This is a genomic window from Collinsella sp. BA40, assembly GCF_008014645.1.
Classification (GTDB): Bacteria; Actinomycetota; Coriobacteriia; order Coriobacteriales; family Coriobacteriaceae; genus Collinsella.
Map to the genome: position 1 here is coordinate 1 of NZ_VOWY01000001.1, position 21,437 is coordinate 21,437.

Annotated in this window: 15 protein-coding genes; 12 read left to right on the top strand and 3 right to left on the bottom strand. The window is 63.3% G+C overall.

The annotated features are described in order from the left end of the window. The first annotated feature begins 244 nt into the window (after window positions 1–244). The 4 genes from htpG to E4J93_RS00020 all read left to right on the top strand — a co-directional run bounded on the left by htpG (window position 245) and on the right by E4J93_RS00020 (window position 8,193). Window positions 245–2,269: a molecular chaperone HtpG gene (htpG, locus tag E4J93_RS00005; RefSeq protein WP_147587442.1), complete on the top strand. Its 2,025-nt coding sequence runs from the start codon at window positions 245–247 to the stop codon at window positions 2,267–2,269. Window positions 2,270–2,420: 151 nt separating this feature from the next. Next, window positions 2,421–3,017, top strand: coding sequence for a 5-formyltetrahydrofolate cyclo-ligase (locus E4J93_RS00010; RefSeq protein ID WP_147587443.1), 597 nt, complete (start codon window positions 2,421–2,423; stop codon window positions 3,015–3,017). Between the two features lie 311 nt (window positions 3,018–3,328). Beyond that, a complete protein-coding gene (locus E4J93_RS00015) occupies window positions 3,329–5,995 on the top strand; it encodes a YhgE/Pip domain-containing protein (RefSeq protein WP_147587444.1) in 2,667 nt (888 codons plus the stop codon). Next, window positions 5,995–8,193, top strand: a complete 2,199-nt coding sequence (locus E4J93_RS00020) for a YhgE/Pip domain-containing protein (protein WP_147587445.1) — start codon at window positions 5,995–5,997, stop codon at window positions 8,191–8,193. Before E4J93_RS00015 ends, E4J93_RS00020 begins: the two co-directional genes overlap by 1 nt. A 656-nt stretch (window positions 8,194–8,849) precedes the next feature. Here the strand turns inward: E4J93_RS00020 and mutT are convergent. Further along, on the bottom strand, window positions 8,850–9,692 hold the full coding sequence (mutT, locus tag E4J93_RS00025; RefSeq protein WP_147587446.1) for an 8-oxo-dGTP diphosphatase MutT: 843 nt from the start codon (window positions 9,690–9,692) through the stop codon (window positions 8,850–8,852). Between the two features lie 180 nt (window positions 9,693–9,872). On the opposite strand from mutT, the gene E4J93_RS08040 reads away from it, so the two are divergent. The 3 genes from E4J93_RS08040 (at window position 9,873) to E4J93_RS00035 (ending at window position 13,110) form a co-directional block, all read left to right on the top strand. After that, window positions 9,873–10,049: a hypothetical protein gene (locus E4J93_RS08040; protein ID WP_187231533.1), complete on the top strand. Its 177-nt coding sequence runs from the start codon at window positions 9,873–9,875 to the stop codon at window positions 10,047–10,049. A 159-nt stretch (window positions 10,050–10,208) separates the two neighbouring features. Continuing rightward, window positions 10,209–10,916 (top strand): ABC transporter ATP-binding protein, encoded by a 708-nt coding sequence (locus E4J93_RS00030; protein ID WP_255431854.1) that lies wholly within the window; start codon window positions 10,209–10,211, stop codon window positions 10,914–10,916. Then, window positions 10,906–13,110, top strand: coding sequence for an FtsX-like permease family protein (locus tag E4J93_RS00035; RefSeq protein ID WP_147587448.1), 2,205 nt, complete (start codon window positions 10,906–10,908; stop codon window positions 13,108–13,110). The genes E4J93_RS00030 and E4J93_RS00035 overlap by 11 nt, the downstream gene beginning before the upstream one ends. A gap of 202 nt (window positions 13,111–13,312) precedes the next feature. On the opposite strand, the gene E4J93_RS00040 is transcribed toward E4J93_RS00035, so the two are convergent. Next, the gene (locus E4J93_RS00040) at window positions 13,313–13,606 is read right to left on the bottom strand and encodes a hypothetical protein (RefSeq protein ID WP_147587449.1); all 294 of its coding nucleotides are present in this window, start codon (window positions 13,604–13,606) and stop codon (window positions 13,313–13,315) included. A 560-nt stretch (window positions 13,607–14,166) separates the two neighbouring features. On the opposite strand from E4J93_RS00040, the gene pflB reads away from it, so the two are divergent. Continuing rightward, on the top strand, window positions 14,167–16,287 hold the full coding sequence (gene pflB, locus E4J93_RS00045) for a formate C-acetyltransferase (protein WP_147587450.1): 2,121 nt from the start codon (window positions 14,167–14,169) through the stop codon (window positions 16,285–16,287). 177 nt (window positions 16,288–16,464) lie between these two features. Continuing rightward, window positions 16,465–16,716 carry an autonomous glycyl radical cofactor GrcA3 gene (grcA3, locus tag E4J93_RS00050; protein ID WP_009140865.1) on the top strand — a complete coding sequence of 84 codons (252 nt, stop codon included), beginning with the start codon at window positions 16,465–16,467 and terminating at the stop codon, window positions 16,714–16,716. A 120-nt stretch (window positions 16,717–16,836) separates the two neighbouring features. Here the strand turns inward: grcA3 and E4J93_RS00055 are convergent, their stop codons facing one another. Further along, entirely contained in the window at window positions 16,837–17,982 is a 1,146-nt protein-coding gene (locus tag E4J93_RS00055; RefSeq protein ID WP_147587451.1) for an SLC13 family permease, read from the bottom strand. A 147-nt stretch (window positions 17,983–18,129) separates the two neighbouring features. On the opposite strand from E4J93_RS00055, the gene pflA reads away from it, so the two are divergent. The 3 genes from pflA to moaC all read left to right on the top strand — a co-directional run bounded on the left by pflA (window position 18,130) and on the right by moaC (window position 21,349). Beyond that, complete coding sequence (gene pflA / locus E4J93_RS00060; RefSeq protein ID WP_147587452.1) at window positions 18,130–18,948, top strand: pyruvate formate-lyase-activating protein; 819 nt, start codon at window positions 18,130–18,132, stop codon at window positions 18,946–18,948. Further along, a complete protein-coding gene (locus E4J93_RS00065; RefSeq protein ID WP_147587453.1) occupies window positions 18,938–20,053 on the top strand; it encodes a GTP 3',8-cyclase MoaA in 1,116 nt (371 codons plus the stop codon). The genes pflA and E4J93_RS00065 overlap by 11 nt, the downstream gene beginning before the upstream one ends. A 132-nt stretch (window positions 20,054–20,185) precedes the next feature. Beyond that, the gene (moaC, locus tag E4J93_RS00070; protein ID WP_147587454.1) at window positions 20,186–21,349 is read left to right on the top strand and encodes a cyclic pyranopterin monophosphate synthase MoaC; all 1,164 of its coding nucleotides are present in this window, start codon (window positions 20,186–20,188) and stop codon (window positions 21,347–21,349) included. Window positions 21,350–21,437 lie beyond the last annotated feature (88 nt).

Consider the following 21,437-nt stretch of genomic DNA (forward strand, 5'->3'; position numbering starts at 1 on the left):
GGAGCCCTCCCTATTTGTCACCATCGAGATGTAAACAACGTCTTGGCACTTAACAGCTAGCGCTCTCGCGCTGGCGCTTTTCTTTCGCGTTCGCGGATTCCGCACCGCCGTGCGTTCATCTCTCAATATGCAAATAATCTAAGTCTTTATCGCTTAGGTTTTATGAGCACCAATGTGGGTACGATAGGTGCCGTCAATGAAGGGGGCGCCCCATGCGCGCCCCGCTGTATGGAGGGATGTGCGCATGCGCGAGTTTAAGACCGAGAGCAAGAAGCTGCTCGACCTCATGATCAATTCCATCTACACCAACAAGGAGATCTTCCTGCGCGAGCTGATCTCCAACGCGTCGGACGCCGTCGACAAGCTCAACTTCAAGAGCCTGACGGATTCGAGCATCCAGCTCGACCAGAGCGACCTGGCCATCCGCGTCTCGTTCGACCGCGATGCGCGCACGCTTACGGTGTCCGACAACGGTATCGGCATGACCGCCGACGACCTCGAGCGCAACCTGGGCACCATCGCCCACTCGGGTAGCCAGGAATTCAAGCGGGAGAACGCCGAGAGCCAGGGCAGCGCCGTGGATATCATCGGCCAGTTCGGCGTCGGCTTCTATTCCGCCTTCATGGTGGCCTCCAAGGTGCGCGTGGTGAGCCGCGCGTTCGGCGAGGATGCGGCGCATGTATGGGAGAGCGACGGCCTCGAGGGCTATACCATCGAGGCGGGCGAGCGCGCCGAGCACGGCACCGACGTCATCTTGACGATCCGCGAGAACACGCCGGGCGAGAACGGCGAGCCGGGCGAGAGCTACGACACCTTCCTCACCGAGTGGGGCCTGAAGGACCTCATCACCCGTTACAGCAACTACGTGCGCTATCCCATCCAGATGATGGTGTCGAAGAGCCGCGAGCTGCCCCGTCCCGAGGACGCTGGCGACGACTACCAGCCGCAGTACGAGGACTACCAGGAGCTCGAGACCATCAACTCCATGACCCCCATCTGGAAGAAGCGCAGCTCCGATGTGGAGCAGGAGGACTACAACGAGTTCTATAAGTCCACCTTCCACGACTGGGACGACCCCGCGCGCACCATCAGCTTCCATGCCGAGGGCGGTCTCGAGTACGACGCGCTGCTCTTCATCCCCGGCCGCGCTCCGTTCGACCTGTATAGCAAGGAGTACGAGAAGGGCCTGTCGCTCTACAGCTCCAACGTCATGATCATGGAGAAGTGCGCCGATCTGCTGCCCGATTACTACAATTTCGTGCGCGGCGTGGTCGATTCCGCCGATATCTCGCTTAATATCTCGCGCGAGACCCTGCAGCAGGACCGCCAGCTGCGTGCTATCGCCAAGCGCATCGAGAAGAAGATCAACAGCGAGCTCAAGATCATGCGCGACGAGGACCGCGAGGCATACGAGGCGTTCTTCGAGAACTTCGGCCGCGGCCTGAAGTTCGGCATCTATTCGAGCTACGGCATGAAGTCTTCCGAGCTGGCCGATCTGCTGCTGTTCTGGAGCGCCCGCGAGAACAAGATGGTCACGCTGGCCGAATACGCGGCCGCTATGCCCGAGGGCCAGAAGGCCATCTACTACGCTGCGGGCGATAACCGCGATCGCCTGGCCAAGATGCCGGTGGTGCGCGGCGTGCTCGAGCGCGGCTACGATGTGCTGCTGTGCACGATGGACGTCGACGAGTTCACCTTCCAGGCCATGCGTGCCTATCATGCGTGCGGCCTGCCCAAGGTCTACGAGGACGATGCGGCTCGCGAGGCCGCTGCGAAGGCCGTGGCCGACGGCGCCGAGCCCGAGCTCGAGGACCGCGACATCGAGTTCAAGAACGTTGCCACCGGCGACCTGGATCTGGCGACCGAGGACGAGAAGAAGGAGGCCGAGGACGCTACGCGCGAGCATGGCGACCTGTTCGCCGCCATGAAGGACGCGCTGGGCGATAAGGTCGAGAAGGTCGCGGTCTCCGCGCGCCTGACTGATGCTCCCGCCTGCATCACCACCGAGGGACCGCTGTCGCTCGAGATGGAGAAGGTCCTCGCCCGCGATGCGTCGGCCGATATCGAGGGCATGCCCAAGACCGTGCGCGTACTGGAGCTCAACGCGAAGCATCCCGTGTTCGCCAAGCTCTCCGCCGCCCAGGAGGCGGGCGATGCCGAGAAGGTCGAGCGCTATGCCGGCTTGCTCTATGACCAGGCCTTGCTGGTCGAGGGTATTTTGCCCGAGGATCCCGTTGCGTTTGCCCAGAACATCTGCAGCCTGATGTAAGCGCGGACCGTTCTATCGAGCCGTCATGCGACCCCGCCCGATCGATTCGAGCGGGGTCGTGCGCTATCAGGCGGCTTGCGGACCGGCGCTCTGCGGCGAGCTGCTAGAATAGGGGGCTAGTCGAAGCGCTGGAAGGCTTGGGGGAAAGCGCATGGCAAGCTCATATGGAACCGATGCCGACAAGACCGCGTTGCGTGCCGGGTACCTGGCCGCGCGCCGCCAGCTGCCCGCCGGCCTGAAGGCCGAATCCGATCGCGCTATCCGGACCTCGCTTTTCGCGTTCGATATCTTCAACCAGGCGCCGTTGGTGCTCACCTATGTATCTCGCGGTGCCGAGGTCGATACGTCTGCCATTGTGGAGCATGTGCTCGCGCAGGGTCGCGCGGTGGGCGCTCCCGTGGTCGATCCGACCACCAAGGAGCTGGCGTTCTACCGTATCGAGGGCGCGGGGCAGCTGGTTGCAGGATATAAGGGCATCCTCGAGCCCGATACGCGCGTCTGCGCCCGCATCGATGCCGCGGAGCTCTTCGGTTCGGTGTGCCTGGTTCCGGGGCTGGTGTTCGATGCACAGGGGCATCGCATCGGTTACGGTGGCGGGTGCTATGACCGCTTCCTGTGGCATTATCCGGGCGATAAGATCGCGCTCGCCCGTATCATGCAGATCAGTTCCAACCCGTTGCCAATCGACGGCTTCGACGTCCCGGTCGATTTCATCGCAACCGAGCATCGGGTCTGGGCCTGCCGTTAGCGCAGCGCGTATTACAGCCATATATATAGAGAACGTAGGGGGGCGACGCCCCCTTTTCCTTGGATGTCAGCTTCATGGGATGCGGGCCGGCACCTGCCTGCTGTTCTTAACAGACACATTAAAATAATGAAACAAATGTTAGATATGCTTCGAATGTGCTTCTTTTCTGCACAGCTGGGTACCATGATTCTCCCCATGTGTACGTTTGTACACATCCGTTGTATAGTGCAGAAAATCATGTGAAAGATTACTGCCGGGGCGCCTGCCGAGCGCGGGCCGCCGCATGCGGGGAACAGAGTCGATCAGGTTGGATGGTGCAAGTGAAGAAGGCAGTTGAAATATTCAAGCGGGATGTCAGGCGTCTCCTAAGAAATCCGGTGGCGCTTGTGATCACCATCGGCGTGTGCATCATCCCCTCGCTATATGCCTGGTACAACATCGTGGCGAACTGGGATCCATACGGAAACACGCAGGGCGTGCGCGTCGCTATCGCCAACAACGACGAGGGCGTGACAAACGACCTGGTGGGAACGCTCGATGCGGGCGGCCAGACGGTCGAGAAGCTCAAGCAGAACGATAAGCTCGGCTGGGAGTTCACCACGACCGCCGAAGCGAAGGAGGGCGTGGAGTCCGGCGAGTACTATGCGGCCATCGTGATTCCGAAAGACTTTAGCCAGGACCTCATCAGCATGCTCACGGGCACGTTCGACAAGCCCCGTCTCATCTACTACGTGAACGAGAAGAAGAACGCCATCGCGCCCAAGGTGACCGACACCGGCGCGCAGACCATCGAGGAGCAGATCAACGAGACCTTCGTCTCCACGGTAAGCGAGACCTTGGTGGAGCAGCTGCAGGCGGCGGGGGTGCAGATCAACGAACAAGGCGGCGATGCGCAGAGCGGCCTGATGCATGGCGTCCAGCAGGCTGTCGGTGCGCTCGACGGCGTGCGCGAGGCGCTGGGTGGCACCACGGGAACCATCGACACCACCAAGGGCGCGGTTGCGTCGGCGAAGAAAACGCTGGCCGCCATGTCCGACGAGGTGCCGGCTCTGACCGATGCCCTGCGCAAGGGCGATGCGCTTCTCACCACGTCCCGTGCATCTGCTCGAGATTTCGGCTCCGCGCTCAATGTTGCGCTGTCTGGCGGCATGGCCCAGTTGGGCGCGGCGTCCGCCAAGGCGAATACCGCCATCGGTCAGGCTGCCGGTTCTATCACGGGGGCGGCGGGCAAGGTCGACGGAGCCCTGGCCGACGTGCAGATGGTCATCAACGACATCAACCAGATCCTGAGCGACATCAAGGACATCACGGGCGTCGGAGATACCAGCGCCATCATCGGCGCGCTCGAGGCCCAGCTGGGACAGTTGCAGACGGTCAAGGACGCGCTGCAGACGCAAAGCGACGACGTGAAGAATACCGCAGCGGCCGTGGCCGGCGCGTCCAGCGCCATGAACGATGCGGCCCAGCAGGGTATCGCATCGGTCTCGGGTGCTCAGCAGGATTTTGCAACCAATGTGATGCCGAAGCTATCCAGCGGCATGGATTCGTTCTCAGCGGTTTCCGGAGACCTTACGGGCGTCGTCGCGGGGCTGCAGCCAACGGTGCAGCAGGCGATCGGCCTGCTCGACCAGCTTGATGCGACGCTCGACCAGGCCAAGACGGCGGTGTCGCAGACGGATACCTCGCTTGGGAAGCTCAAGGACACTCTCAACGACACGGTGACCGACGTGGCGGCCCTGCGCAGCTCGGGGTCGCTCGACAAGCTCTCGGGGCTGTTCGATGTCGATCCGCAGGACATGGCCGATTTCATGTCGAGCCCGGTCAAGTTGACGACCAAGGCTGTGTACCCGGTTGATAACTACGGCTCGGGCGTAGCTCCCTTCTATACCAACCTGGCGCTCTGGGTGGGAGGCTTCGTGCTCATCGCCATTATCAAGCTCGAGGTCGATCCCGAGGGCCTGGGAGAGTTCAGCGCCCGTGAAGCGTATTTCGGCCGCTGGCTGCTGCTGGTGGCGCTGGGCGCGGTGCAGGCGCTCATCGTGTGCGCGGGCGACCTGATGCTGGGGGTGCAGTGCGTGCAGCCTGCGCTCTTCATGCTGGCAGGCGTCTTCATCTCCTTCGTGTACGTGAATATCATCTACGCGCTGGGAATCACGTTCAAGCATATCGGCAAGGCCATCGCCGTCATCCTGGTGATCGTGCAGATTCCCGGGTCGTCGGGCATGTATCCCATCGAGATGATGCCGGCGTTCTTCCAGGGGCTGCATCCCCTGCTGCCCTTCACCTACGGCATCAATGCGATGCGCGAGACCATCGGCGGCATGTACGGCATGGACTACCTGTATAACCTGCTGGTGCTCGGCGTATTCCTGGCCGTGGCGCTCACCATCGGCGTCTTCCTGCGTCCGCTGGTGCTCAACCTCAACCTGCTGTTCGACCGCGAGCTGGCGGCGACCGGCGTGATGATCTGCGAGAAGGACGACCGTCCGCGCGAGCGCTACTCGCTGCGCGTGGCCATGCGCGCCCTGCTCGACGTGCAGACGTACCGTCGCGATCTGGTCGAGCGCGCCGAGCGCTTCGAGACGCGTTACCCCTCCCTGATCAAGGCCGGCTTCGTGCTCGTGTTCGGCCTTCCGGTGCTGCTGTTCGTGCTCACGGCGACGTTGGACCTCAGCATCGACGGCAAGATCGTGATGCTCGTGCTGTGGATCGTGGCGATCATCGCGGCCGATGCCTACATGATCGTGGTCGAGTATTTCCGCGAGAGCTTCCATATGCAGCTGCGCGTGGCCGAGTTGTCCGACGAGGGTTTGCGCCGCGAGATCTCCGAACATGTCTCGGTGTCGCCGCTGGCGGCGCGCGCTGCCGGCATGACGATGCCGGCCGAGCGCCGCGCGCAGGAGGCGTCGGCGGAGGCGGCGCGCACGGCCGAGGTGGCCCTGCCGCGCTATGACATGACGAAAGGGGGCGATGAGTAATGAAGAACATCTGGAAGATCTTCCGCGATGATATGGAGCATATCCATACGAGCGTCATCGGCCTCATCGTGATGGTGGGCCTGGTGATCGTGCCGGTCCTGTATGCGTGGTTCAATATCGCGGGCAGCTGGGATCCCTATGGCAATACCGGCAACCTCAAGGTTGCCGTAGCCAACGAGGACGAGGGCTATCTGAGCGACCTCATTCCCATCAAGGTGAACATGGGCGACTCCGTCACCTCTTCGCTGCGCGCGAACGACGCGCTCGACTGGGTGTTCGTGGATGAGGACAAGGCTATCGAGGGCGTGAAGGCGGGCGACTACTACGCCGCCGTGGTGATCCCGCGCGATTTCTCAGCCAATATGATGACGCTCTTCTCCACCGAGGTGAGGCACTCGGACATCATCTACTACGAGAACCAAAAGGCCAACGCCATCGCCCCGCGCGTCACGGATAAGGGCGCGAGCACCATACGCCAGCAGATCGACGAGACGTTTACCTCTACGGTGGGCGATATCGGGCTGGCCGCTACATCGAGCCTGCTTGACTTTATGAGCGGTGACGAGGTGGTGAACTTCGTGGCCAACTTGAGCGGCACGCTCGATACGGGTATCGAGAGCCTGCGCGACGCCGCGGCGAACACGGGCACGTTCGGCGACCTGGTGGGCTCGGCTTCGGGCCTTATGGAGTCGACGGGCACCCTGCTGGGCGATTCCGGTACGACGTCGGACGACGCTGCGGCCCTGCTCGGCGATGCAAAGGCGGGTCTGGTGGACATCCAGGATGCGCTCGGCGGCGCCACAGGCGCCATCAACCAGGCGCTCAAGGACAGCGCTTCGAGCTTCGACGCCGTGTCGCAGGCCGTCGACAAGGCTTTTGGCGCGGTGGGCCAGCAGTCGGGTGACACGCAGGGTCAACTGCGGGCGGTTGCCGCCGAGGTGGGTTCGCGCGCGGCGAAGACCGAGTCCCTGGCTCGGGATGTGCGCGATCTGGACGCCAAGCTCCCCGACGGCTTGCTGAAGCCCACGATCTCCGCGAAGCTCCAGGCCATCGCCACCAAGCTCGACTCGATCGCGACCAAGCAGCGCCAGCTCGAGGGCGCGCTGAACGGCGCGGCGGACGACCTGGCTGCCGGCACAGCCGATATCGAGCAGAGCCGTAGCGATATCAAGCAGCTCATTGCCGATGCCAAGGCGAGCATTACGCAGGTGAAGTCGGACTACGAGCAGACGCTCAAGGGCCAGGCGGGCGAACTCGCGGACTCCGTGGAGTCGATTACGGCCGCGAGCGCCAACATCGCGGACGGCTTGGATGAGACCGTCGACGGATTGAGCGCGGCCTCTCATTCGCTGGCAAAAGACCTTGCGTCGGTGCAGGGCGTGCTGGGCGACGCCGCACGGGTGCTCGATACCTCTGCAACCGATCTGCAGCAGGTGAAGGACAAGCTGGACCTTGCTGCCCAAACCGGCGATATCCAGGCGATTCGCTCCTTGATCGGCAACGATCCCGAGGCGCTCGCCCATGCCCTGGCAGCCCCCGTGGGGCTCGACAAGCGCCCGGTCTTCCATATAGAGAACTACGGTTCGGCCATGGCGCCGTTCTATACGATCTTGTCGCTGTGGGTGGGCGGTATCGTGCTGGCGGCCATGCTCAAGGTGGGTGTCGACGACCGCGTGAAGCAGCGGCTCGATGATGTGCGCCTGCACGAGCTGTATCTGGGGCGCTTTGCGCTCTTCGCCCTGCTGGCGCTGTGCCAGAGCACGCTCGTATGTGCGGGCGACATCCTGTTCTTCGGCATCCAGTGCCTGCATCCCTGGCAGTTCCTGCTTACGGGCTGGCTGGCGAGCTTCGTGTTCTGCAACATCATCTACACCCTTACCGTGTCGTTCGGCGATATCGGCAAGGCGCTCGCCGTGGTGCTGCTGGTCATGCAGGTCGCAGGGTCGGGCGGAACGTTCCCCATCGAGATGACGGCCGACTTCTTCCAGTCCGTCTATCCGTTCCTGCCGTTCACGCATGGGATCAACGCGATGCATGCGGCCATGGCCGGTGCCTATGGTTCCGAGTATTGGGTCGAGATGGGATTGCTTGCGAGCTATCTCATTCCGTCGCTCGCCCTGGGCCTCGTGTTCCGCCGTCCGGTGATCCGTGCGAACAACTGGATCATCGAGAAGCTCGAGGAGACCAAGCTCATGTAGGGCGCGCGTTCAGAGGAAGCGTGCTTCAGGTAAGGCGAATGGGCGCTCGCGTATGCGGGCGCCCATTTGTTGTTAGGGGGGGTCGGTTCGAGCGGAGAGCGGGCATCCGCGCGAAAAAAGAAAGGACCCGAGCATGTGCCCGGGTCCTAGAGTCGCTTCGTTTGCGCTGCGCGTCCGCTGTGCGAGGAAGGGGATACACACGGTGACGCTTCATGCAGCCGTAGAAACGAACGGTCCAGCCTATGCCCTTACATGAGGCCGCTGGAAAGATCGGTGGAGTCGAGGAGGCCAGTTCTCTGTGTCGGGGGGAAGGAGAAATGGTTCGCACGTCGGGATAGCCGTACTTGGGAAGTACGAGCTGCGTCTTTGGGAGAATGCATGCGTCGACCTCCTCGTCCGTCCACCTGTACCATACGCACCGCAGTCGCTGCTCTGGCGATGCGCTGTACCTATTATCACCGCTCCTTCGCGTTTTTAAAGCTTAATTCTCACTTACACGTTATGGCACATTGTGTAAAAGTGCAGGTAGATAAAGAAAAAGTGACTATAACCTACCGCTTAACCCTGAATAAAATACCGTCTACCGTGGTGCTCTCGTGGTGAAATGGTCGATGAAACGTGGAGAAGGTGCCTTGTTATCCGTTGATAGTGCGCATCTAGCTGCGCATATGTCGATCGGCAGCACGAACGGTCGCAACGACGTGCTCCATGGTCTCGTCGATGCGCGCCTTCTTGAGCTCGCATTCCCAGACGGTGATGGCGGTCCAGCCGAGGTCCTCGAGCGCGGCGATGGCCGCGGCATCGCGCTCGACGTTACGGCGGAACTTCGCTTCCCAGAATTCGGTGTTGCGCTTCGGCACGCTCGGGTTGCAGTGCGGGCATCGGTGCCAGAAGCAGCCGTTGACGAAGATGGCGACCTTTCGCCCCGGAAACGCGATGTCGGGCCTGCCGGGCGCTTTCTTCCATTGGAGCCGGTAGCCGGTGAGGCCGGCCGCCCGGAGTCGCTGCCGCACGAGCATCTCGGGTTTGGTGTCGGCCCGCTTGTTGCCCTGCATCGATCTCTTGCTGTCTCCGCGACGCTTGACCTGGCGTGCGTCCCCTTCGGCGTCTCCCGCTCCAACGAGGGCGTCTACTAGGCCGATATCGGCGGGCATCCAGGCGAGCTCGGCGAGCGAGGCGCGTTTGACCCAGCGAATCTCCTGCTGTTCGGTCTGCGTGATCTCGCCTGATTCGATGCGGCAGAGAAAGCAGTCCATCGAAAGGTGGAATGCGGGGTAGTCGTATTCCACGGTGTAGAAATCGCGCAGGTCGGTCACGGTGATGGCGAGCTCTTCGCGCAGCTCGCGTACGCAGGCTTCCTCGGCGGTTTCCCCGCGCTCGATCTTGCCGCCCGGAAATTCCCAGAGTCCCGCCATCTCGCCGTAGCCGCGCTGCACCGCCAGCACCTCGTCGCCTGATTCGTCGCATATGATGCCTGCCGCTACGCGTACGGTCTTCACGATGGTCCGTTCTCTTCGGGGGCTGGTCGAACTATCCATGATAGCGTCTCGGCTGCGCTGCAGCGCTGGCGTCCCGCGCTGCCCTCGCGTCAACCTTACGAAAACGAAAGTGAGGCGTAAGTCAAATCGATGGTTGCCAACAGGGGCTCTTGCGAGTATAGGGTCAAGGAGGTGTTCGTTATGAAGTATACGAACGATATGGCATATCCCAATCCCTACGAGGCTTCCTATGTGCAGGAGCCCCGCGGCGTGGTGGTCCGTGCGGGCCTTACGGCCGTTCAGATGGTCGGCTGCCTCGTGGTCATGGCGGTGCTGTGCTTGGGCATGATCTGGATCATGTCCGCCGCCTCCCGATAAGCGCGCGAAACGAAGGAGTAGCTCATGGTTGCGAATAGCGCTTCCCCCAACGGTCTCATCGGTCGGCACGCCGTGTCCCCGGGTGGCTCGTCGACGTCGGTCCAGCCCGTGCTGGAGGTCCAGCATATCGAGAAGGTCTACGGTGCCCGCGGCAACGTGATGCGCGCTCTGGACGACGTGTCGTTCACCGTGCAGCGCGGCGAGTTCGTCGCCATTATGGGCCCCTCGGGGTCGGGTAAGTCGACGCTGCTCAACTGCGTGTCGACCATCGATACGGTAACCAGCGGCTCGGTGCTGATCAACGGCGCCGATGTCACCAAGATCAAGCACGATAAGCTCACGCGCTTCCGTCGCGAGCAGCTGGGCTTCATCTTCCAGGACTCCAACCTGCTCGATACGCTTACGGCGCGCGAGAACATCGCGTTGCCGCTCACCATCGCGCGTGTTCCCGCGAAGGAGGTGCTGACGCGCGTCGAGGCGGTCGCCAAGCGACTCTCGATCGCCGAGACGCTCGACAAGTATCCCTACCAGATGTCCGGCGGCCAGCAGCAGCGCGTCGCCGCCGCTCGCGCCCTCGTTACCAACCCCGCTGTGATCATGGCCGACGAGCCCACCGGCGCGCTCGATTCCAAGAACGCCCGCCTGCTGCTCGAGAGCCTCGAGACCATGAACCAGCGCGACCAGGCCACGGTCCTCATGGTGACGCATGACAGTTTCGCGGCGAGCTACACCAACCGCGTGCTGTTCATCCGCGACGGCCGCATCTTCACCGAGCTGCGCCGCGGCGATAGCCCCCGCCGCGCGTTCTTCGACCGCATCATGGAGGTCGTGGCCATGATGGGCGGGGAGGGTTCCGATGCTCTGTAAGCTCGCTTGGGGCAACGTGCGCCGCGCGGGTAAGGACTACCTGGTCTACCTGCTCACGCTCACGTTGGCCGTCACGGTGTTCTATGCGTTCAACACCATCTCGGTTCAGGCGTCTATCGTTTTGCAGGAAGAGGGGCTGCCGGAGCTGCTCGGCTCCATCATGAGCGGCCTCACCATGTTCCTGGCGCTGGTGATGGGCTTCCTCATGGTGTACGCCAACGGCTTCATCATGAAGCGGCGAAAGAAGGAGTTCGGCCTCTACCAGGTCCTCGGCATGAGCCGCGGCCAGGTTTCGCGCGTGATGGCGCTCGAGACCGCCATCGTGTCGGGTGCCGCCCTGGTGCTCGGCATCGTGTTGGGCGTGGGGTTCTCCCAGCTCATGACGTTCTTCACGGCCTCGCTGTTCAAGACGCAGATCGCTGATTTCCACTTCTTCTTCTCGATGAAGGCGTTCGGCATAACCGTGGGTTGCCTGCTCGCGATCTTCATGGTGACGCTGCTGTTCAACCTGGGCGTGGTGCGCCGCGCCAAGGTGATCGACCTTATGAGCGCCGGGCGCAAGAACGAGGCCGTCAAGACGCGCAACCCCATCCTGTCCGCCGTCATCTTCATTATGGGCGCGGGCTTGATCGGCTGGGCGTACTACCGCCTCCTGCGCGACGGCCTGCCGGTCGATGCGGCACCCAGCGAGTACGACGAGGCCCTTCAGCAGTTCATGGTGACGACGGGCATCGTTATCGCCGGCACCATCCTGTTCTTCTTCGGCTTCTCGGGCTTCCTGCTCAAGGTGCTGCAGAGCGCCCGCGGCATGTATTGGCGCGGTCTCAACATGTTCACCATGCGCCAGCTTGCGGCGAAGGTGAACACCGTGAGCTTCTCGATGGCGGTCATCGCCATGATCTTGTTCCTGGCCATCACGAGCGTGACGGGCGGCATGTCCATCGCCAACGTGATGAATACGAGCGTGGAGCGCAACACGCCGGCGGACTATACGCGCATTCTCATGTACTACGGGCCCGACGTGGTGAACGACCCCGAGCAGGTCGCGGCGTACGAGGCCGAGGGTTATCCGCCCATGAAACTCGCCGAGAAGCCCGTGGACATCTTGCAGGCGAGCGAGAACAACGTGGTCGATCCGGAGAAGGCCGACGAGGAGCGCTTCGACCTCGCGCGCATCATCGGAGAGCACGTGCAGGTGGATGTATACGACTCGCATCCTGCGGGGGCGGGCGACCCCGTGGTCACCCTGAACCAGATCGCGGACGCCGTCGACATGCCGTTGCCCGCGGGCACCGCGTCGAGCAACGTCACCTTGCTGGGTCTGCAGGTGATGGGGGAGAGCGATTACAACCGCTATCTCGATTTCCGCGGCAAGCCCCGTGTCGACCTGGGTAAGGACGGCTACCTGCTCACGAGCGATATGGGCGAGACGGTGAACGCCATCTACGACGCTGCGCTTGCGCAGGGCGTGCCCATCAAGCTCGCCGGAAGGACGCTGGCACCCGTAGCCGATCGCGTCGACGACACCGCGAGCTCCTTCGCCAACGCCTCGATGGGAAGCAACTCCGGAACCATCATCGTGCCGGACGCCGTCATCGATGACCTCGACCTGCCCCTCTATAGCAGCTATCTGCTGGCCAACTACAAGCTCGGTCTTTCCTATGACGAGACGGAGGGCTACGTGCGCCGCGACCGTTCGTGGGGCAACGTCCTGAACGCCGACGGTACCCAGAGCGGCCTGTGGGGTATGGAGATGACGCGTTCGCAGAGTTACGAGAGCACCAACTCCATGAACGGCCTCATCAGCTACCTGGCTATCTACATCGGTTTCGTGCTGGTGGTCGCATGCGCGGCAATCCTGACGATCCAGCAGCTGTCGGGCGTGGCCGATTCGAGTAAGAACTATCGGATCCTGTCCGAGCTGGGCACCTCGAAGCGCGAGATCACGCGTTCCGTGTTGGCGCAGCAGGCGGTGTTCTTCATCTTCCCGCTCGTCATGGGTATCGCGCACTCGATGGTGGCGCTGCAGGTGGTCATCGAGATCATCAAGCTGTTCGGCGGGCTTTCCATCGGCTTCACCGTGGGCTTCACCTGCGCGATCTTCTTGCTGTGCTACGGAGGGTACTTCCTGGTCACCTATCTTATGAGCAGGGGCATCGTGACCGATGCCATCCGCACGCGGCAGACGGCTTAGAGCCGTGGACGGCTTCGTGCCCGTGTTTGCGGGCGGGTCGACGCTGTTGGACATCGCCCTGGTGGCGGGCATGCTCGCGGGCCTGTGGCTGGGCCTTCGATAGAAACGCGCCCCAATCGCTTCGGTTTGGCCGGGCGGTTGGGGCGCGTTGTGGTTTGGCGGACGCGCGCTGCGGGCGCGCCGTGTTTCTGCTTGAGATGCGTTAGACGAACGCGGCGTAGGGTCGATAGGGCCACTGCTCCGAAGGGCTCGGAGACGCCATGGCGTCGGACCCGGGCTTTTGCGACGCGCGTTTGAACGCTTCGTAGGCGTTCTTGAGGTTGGCGCGCGTGGCGCCGGCGTCGCTTTTTGCCAAGGTGATGCGGGCGGGGGCGTGCTTGACCGCACGCGCCGGCGCGATCGCGGCGGGGGCGGCGAGGGCGGTGAGTTCGTTGGCATGATGCGCGGAGGAGAAGGGCGTACGGCCCGGCTTCTTCTCGTGCGTGGTGCGGCGCATGGTATCAGCTCCATTTCAGCGTTGCCCGCGATCTGAATGCGCGCGGGCGGTCGGTGTGCGCATGATGTATGTACCACGCGGCGGCCCGGATAATCGACCTTCATGCGGGAAGCGAAAAAGCTTCACGCTTTCGTAAGGACCCCGCGCCGGGCCGTCCGCGAAAGACCCTGGGACAAATGAATGCAGGTAGATGGCAATATGCGTGGCGACAGGTGCGTTCTTGCTCCACAGATTCGTCCATTTTGCCAGATAAACCAATATATCCTGTGAGATATCCAGCGTGGCGCGCGGCTAAATTTGTAGGCGATGGGGCGCCGCCAGGGGGCTTGCTATGGTATTCTTACGAGCATGGGTGATTTCTCGGCGAATGGTCCTAAATGCCGCGTGAACGTGAAATCCTTTCCACCCAGCGGGCAGTATGCACGGATGAACGGCCACTTGCAGGTGGCTGGTGGGAAGTATGCACAAACGGGGTCGTTTTCCATCATTCTCCGGGATCCAATATATCCGTGCGCGAGCTCCCAACGCGCACCGTAGACTCTAGGAGAGTGGTCACAATAATGCAGGAGGCATGGGAAGGCTTCGAGGGCGGCAATTGGCTGAACGAGGTCGACGTACGCGACTTTATCCAGAAGAACTACACCCCCTACGAGGGCGATGAATCGTTCCTCGTCGGTCCCACCGAGCGCACCACGAAGCTCTGGGACGACGTCATGGCTCTGCTGCTCAAGGAGCGCGAGCAGGGTGGCGTCCTCGACATGGACACCAAGACCGTCACCGGCATCGTGAGCCACCCCGCGGGCTACATCGATGCCGCTCACCCCGAGCGCGAGACCATCGTCGGTCTCCAGACCGATAAGCCGCTCAAGCGCGCTCTGCACGTCAACGGCGGTATCCGCATCTCCATGCAGGCCGCGGCCCAGCATGGCTACGAGATCGACCCCTCGGTCGTCGAGAACTACACCTTCAACCGCAAGACGCACAACGCCGGCGTCTTCGATGTGTACACCCCCGAGATGCGCGCCTGCCGCTCGGCCCACATCATCACCGGTCTGCCCGACGGCTACGGCCGCGGCCGCATCATCGGCGACTACCGCCGCGTCGCCCTGTACGGCGTCGACTTCCTGATCAAGGACAAGGAGGCCCAGAAGGCCTCTACGCCGCAGGTCATGACCGAGGAGAACATCCGCGATCGCGAGGAGCTGCAGGAGCAGATCCGCGCCCTCGGCGAGCTCAAGATGATGGCCGATTTCTACGGTTTCGACATCTCCAAGCCGGCCAAGAACACGCAGGAGGCCATCCAGTGGATGTACTTCGCCTACCTCGCGGCCGTCAAGGAGCAGAACGGCGCCGCCATGTCCATCGGCCGCACCTCGACGTTCATCGACATCTACGCCGAGCGCGACCTTAAGAACGGCACCTTCACCGAGGAGCAGATCCAGGAGTTCGTCGACCACTTCATCATGAAGCTCCGCATGGTCAAGTTCGCCCGTACCCCCGAGTACCAGAACCTCTTCTCCGGCGACCCGCAGTGGGTCACCGAGTCCATCGGCGGCATGGGCGTCGACGGCCGCACCCTGGTCACCAAGATGAGCTTCCGCTACCTGCACACGCTCGAGACCATGGGTACCAGCCCGGAGCCCAACCTCACCGTTCTGTGGTCCACCAAGCTGCCCACGGCCTTCAAGGAGTTCTGCGCCAAGGCCTCCATCGCCTCCTCGTCCATCCAGTACGAGAACGACGACGTCATGCGCGTGTACCACGGTGACGACTACGCCATCGCCTGCTGCGTGTCCTCCATGCGCGTGGGCAAGGAGATGCAGTTCTTCGGCGCCCGCGCCAACCTGGCCAAGTGCCTCCTCTACGCGCTCAACGGCGGCGTGGACGAGGTCTCCAAGAAGCAGGTCGGCCCGAAGTTCCGCGCGGTCGAGGGCGACACCCTGGACTTCGACGACGTGATGGCCAAGTACAAGGACATGATGCAGTGGCTTGCCGGCGTGTATGTCAACTCGCTCAACATCATCCACTACATGCATGACAAGTACTGCTACGAGCGCATCCAGATGGCTCTGCACGACAAGCACGTGCACCGCTGGTTCGCCACCGGCATCGCCGGCCTCTCCGTCGTGGCCGACTCCCTGTCCGCCATCAAGTACGCGAAGGTCCATCCGATCCGCGACGAGCAGGGCGTTATCGTCGACTTCGAGATCGAGGGCGACTTCCCCAAGTACGGCAACGACGACGACCGCGTCGACGTCCTCGCCCACGACGTGGTACACCAGTTCATGGAGTACATCCGCATGAACGACACGTACCGCAACTCCGTGCCCACGACCTCGGTTCTCACCATTACCTCCAACGTCGTGTACGGCAAGAAGACCGGTGCCACCCCCGACGGCCGCAAGGCCGGCGTGCCCTTCGCCCCGGGCGCTAACCCCATGCACGAGCGCGACACGCACGGCGCCATCGCCTCGCTGTCCTCCGTCTCCAAGCTTCCGTTCCGAGATGCCCAGGACGGCATCTCCAACACCTTCTCCATCATCCCGGGCGCGCTCGGCAAGGAGGACCAGGTGTTCTTCGGCGACCTCGATCTTTCGGGCGACATCGAGATCGAGAACGTCGTTCCGTGCTGCGACTGCACCGATTCCTCGGCTCCCGAGGGCGCGTGCGACTGCCAGTAAGGCTCGTTCTACGAGGGCGCGGGCGGCCGTACGACCGCCTTCGCCCCTCGTTTCGTATGAAGCTTGCGTAGTCCTAAGAAAATGTTGCCGTCTCAGTGGCAATGACTTCATATCGGGATATAATCTCGATAGCGACTTTGGTAACAGCCCCTCAGCGGGCATTAAAGGAGGCAAAGAATGAAGGTTTCGGACGTCCCCCAGACTCAGGCAGATAACCTGGTTGGCATGATCGACGCGTATGCCGAGAAGGGTGGCCACCACCTCAACGTCAACGTGTTCAACCGTGACACCCTGCTCGATGCCCAGGCTCATCCCGAGAAGTACCCGCAGCTCACCATCCGCGTGTCCGGCTATGCGGTGAACTTCCACAACCTCACCAAGGAGCAGCAGGACGAGGTCATCTCCCGTACCTTCCACGAGGGTATGTAAGAGATACGTTCCGCATGCGTTCCTTGCGATACGCAAGGAAATACCGTGTATGAAGGGCGTCCGAGCAATCGGGCGCCCTTTCTTGTGGGTGGGAATGCGCTGCGCGCATCGAGCGCTTGCTTAGAGCACGTAGGGTGCGACGACGAGGCTGCACCCAAGCAAGACGGCGAGCAAGGATACGTTGACGATAGCGAACCAGAGTAGATAGCGCTTGGTTTGGGCATGCGGCATGGCGGCGTAGATGCGTAGCGAGATCAGGCTGGCCAGGCTTGCCACGGGGGTGCCGAGCCCGCCGATATTGGTGCCGACCAGCAGCGCCTGGGCGTTGTCGGTAAATCCGGATAGCATGATCGCGGCGGGCACGTTGCTTATGACCTGGCTGGCGAGCGCGGACACCAAGATCTCCCTGCCCGCGATCGCGGACGAGAGAAGCTGCGCGACCGCGGGGGCCTGGCCAAGGTTCCCTACGAAGATGAAGAAGCAGACGAATGTCGCCAGCAGGCTGTAGTCCACGTTGCTGAAGACCCTGCGGTCGAAGGCGAGGCAGGCGGCCACGACCGCGATGCAGCAGGGTTCCCAGCGAATCAGGCGCGCCACGCAGGCGATGCATATGCCGAAGAGCAGGCCGTAGAGGGACAGCAGGCGCGCGTTGCAGGTCGTTTCGTGCGTGGATGCGGTTTCCTGCAGCCGTTCGTCCGGAACGAGCGCAACCAGCGCTATGCAGCAGATATAGCTGGCGATTCCCAAGGGAGCTACGGTGCGGAAAAACGCTGCCATGTCCATCTGATAGGCCGAAACAAGGTAGATGTTTTGCGGATTGCCGATGGGCGTGCACAGCGAACCAAGGTTGGCGGCCACCGTGAGGGAGACGACAACCGCGATGACGGTTCGCGGGCTCGCATCCATGAAGAGCGCAAGCGCCAGGGGCACGAAGGTGATGAGCGCGACGTCGTTGGTAACGAGCATCGACGTGGCGAATACGACGTTGATAAGCAGGAGGGCGAGCCGTCGGGCCGAAGCCGTGCGGCCCATGAGCCACGTGCGCACGCGATCGAGCGCGCCGGCGCGTCCGAAGCCGGCGACGACGGTCATGAGGCAGAAGAGCAGGGCGATCGTTCGCAGGTCAATATAGCCTGCGTAAGTTGGCGCGGTGGCGGGGGTGAGCGGATAGATGGCGCAGGACGCGAGCGCGGCGACGGCGGCGATCATCAAGACCGCTTCGGCACGTATAAAGGATCGCAGACGTGAGAGCAGGTCGTACGCCATAGGGTCCCCCTTCAAATTGCAGCTTATCGATGATACGACATGCGCAAGGCGCCGCATGCCCGCGTACATGCGATAAAACAAGCACATTGCAGGCGCGACGGGTGGACTAGAATGGACGGCAGGAACGAAAGAGAAAGAGGGGCGACGATGGCGCAAAAGCTGTTCGAGGGAGATGCCTGCGCGGCAACATCCTCCTATACGTTGGGACGAATCCATTCGGTGGAAACGATGGGCACGGTCGATGGACCGGGTATCCGCTTCGTGGTGTTCACGCAGGGATGCCCCATGCGCTGCGCGTACTGCCACAATCCCGATACCTGGGCGGTCAATGCCGGCAGCATGGTCTCGGTCGAGAAGCTGCTGGTGGAATTCGAGAGCAACCGTCAGTTCTACAAGTCGGGCGGTATCACCGTGACGGGCGGAGAGCCGCTGTTGCAGCCCGATTTTCTGGCCGACCTGTTTGAGGCGGCGCACGCCGCTCCGCGCGGGCGCATCCATACGTGCCTCGATAGCTGCGGCTACGCTTACGATGAGCGCCATCCCGAGCGCTTCGACGCGGCGCTCGCGGCAACCGACATGGTGCTGCTCGATATCAAGCACGCCGACCCGGCGGGCCATCGGGAGCTTACGGGCTGCGACCCGCAGCGCATCATCGCGTTCGGCAACGAGATCGCCCGACGGGGCATCAAGACGGTTATTCGCCATGTCATCGTGCCCGGCATCACCGATACGGTGGAGGAGTGCGAGAAGCTGGGCCGTCTGATCGCGCCGTGGCGCAACGTGGTCGGCTTGGAGCTGCTGCCCTACCACACCATGGGTATCGTGAAGTACGAGAAGCTCGGTATCCCCTATAAGCTCGACGGCGTGCCCCCTATGGACAAGACGCGCATCCCCGAGCTGCGCGATGCGGTGATGCGCGGCATGCGCGCAGGTCGCGCGGAGCACCGAGACGCATATGGCGCCTAGCGTATCGTCTCGTGCGGGCGCGCCCGGCGCATCCGAAGCGGGCCCGCGCGGGGCCGGTGTCGACGGTTGCGGACGCGGCATCTCGTACCTGCGTATCGCGGTAACGGATAAGTGCAATTTCCGGTGCGTGTACTGCATGCCGGCCGAGGGCGTGCCTCCTCGTTCTCACGAGGAGATGCTGAGCGCCGAAGAGATCGCGCGCTTCGTGCGGATCGCTGCGCGCGAGGGAATCGCGAGCGTCCGCCTGACGGGCGGCGAGCCGCTGGTGAGCCATCGCATCGTGCCCCTTATACGCGAGCTGCGCGAGATTCCCGGTATCGAGGATATTTCGCTCACCACCAACGGGGCGCTGCTGCCGCGCATGGCGGGCGCGCTCAAAGACGCCGGCCTCGACCGCGTGAACATCTCGCTCGATACGCTCGATCCGGTGCAGTTTGGCGCTATCACGCGCCTGGGCCGCGTTGAGCAGGCGCTCGCTGGTATCGATGCGGCGTTGTCGCATGGCTTTCATCCGGTGAAGGTGAACTGCGTGGTCGTACGCCGCCTGCAGCAAGATGTATTCGGCATGGCCCGCCTCTCGCTCGAACGGCCCGTCCACGTGCGCTTCATCGAGTACATGCCCATCGGCAGCGACGAGGAGCGCGGCTTTCGGGCTGCGGATGCCGGCGAGGGGCCGGCGGGCGAGCTGCGTCCCGAGGCGTGGGATGCGAGCGACACCGTGCCCTCGCGCGAGCTGCGCGAGCGCATCGACGCCGAGGCCGCGGCGGCGGGCATGGGGCCGCTCGAGGCGGCTGCCGAGGGCGGCGCGCCCGCGGGCGCGGGTCCGGCGCGCTACTGGCGCTTTCCCGATGCGGCTGGAACCGTGGGGTTCATCTCGGCCATGTCGAATCATTTCTGCGCGAGCTGCAACCGCATGCGCCTGACGGCCGATGGCGCCATTCGTCCCTGCCTGTTCTCCGACGCCGAATACCGGGTGTTCGATGCCCTGCGCGCCGGCGATGACGACGCGGTCGCGCGCATCTGGCGCGACGCCGTGTCGCATAAGCCCCGCGAACACGAGGTTATCAAGGGCACCGAGCGCTTCATGTCCCAGATCGGCGGCTAGCTCGCTCGGCGCGGCGCCCCGTGCGCCGCGCTGCCGGGGGCGAGCGCGATGCCGCCGGCATCCCTTGCAGCGCCGGCGCCTGCGTCCGCGCTACAATGGGGCGACATTCGCTTCGAGCACAAGGAGCCCGCTATGGCAGACGCTGCATCCCGCGACGCGTATCGCGATGAACTCACGCACGTAGACGAACGAGGCGACGTGCGCATGGTCGATGTATCCCAGAAGGAGGCGACGCAGCGCACGGCCGTGGCCGAAGCGAGCATCCTTATGCACCCCGAGACGCAGGCGATGGTGCTCGAGGACCGCGCGAAGAAGGGCGACGTGCTCGCCTGCGCGCGCGTGGCCGGCATCATGGCATCCAAGCGCGCGAGCGACCTCATCCCCATGTGCCACCCGCTCAACATCACCAAGAGCAAGGTCGAGATCGAGCCCATCCCCGCCCAGGGCCCCGGTGCGCGAGCAGACGGCCGCGCGGGCTTCCACGTGCTCGCCACCTGCGGCGTCACCGGGGTGACGGGCATCGAGATGGAGGCCCTTACCGCCGCGAGCGTGGCGGCGCTCACCATCTACGACATGTGCAAGGCGGTCGATCGCGGCATGGAGATCGTCGATACGCGCTTGCTGCTTAAGGAGGGAGGCCGTTCCGGCACCTGGGCGCGCGTGCCCGAGGCCCCGGAGGATGACGTGCGCTCCCGCGTGGACGGCGGCTCGCTTTCGTGCGTGTTCGCGGCGGTTGACGGCGAATCCGCCCCGCCCGCGCTCGCTCCGGCTCCCGTGGTCGCGTTCATCGGCTACCAGAACTCCGGAAAGACCACGCTGGTCGAGAAGGTCATCGCCGAGCTCTCGGCGCGCGGCATGCGCGTGGGCTCCATCAAGCACCACGGGCATCACGGCTTCGACATCGACGTGCCTGGTAAGGACTCCTGGCGCCACGCCCAGGCGGGCAGCCGCCATGTGGGCCTTATCTGCGCGAACCGCTATGCCGAGTACGCCGATACCGACAACGAGCTGCCGCTCGATGTGCTGTTGGACCGCTTCGTCGACGTTGATATCGTGATCGTGGAAGGCTATAAGGCGGCTGGCCTCGCCAACGTGGTGGTGGCGCGCTCCGGCGTCGACCGCCTGCGCGGTCAAAGCTCGCTCGACCTGGTGGGCGAGGGCACGCTGGCGCTTGCGTGCAACGACGCGCTGGCGAATCGCGTGCGCCTGGATCAGCCGGTCGTCGATATCAACGACGCGGGCGCCGTGGCCGACGTGGTCGAGGCCCATTGGCGGCGCGAGCGCTCGAACGTCTAGCCGCGCCGGGCCCGCGCTTTCGCGCCCACGGTCGGCGCCCCGCGCCGCGGGCATATGGAGCCGTATCTCCGAACCGTCCGTGCGCCCC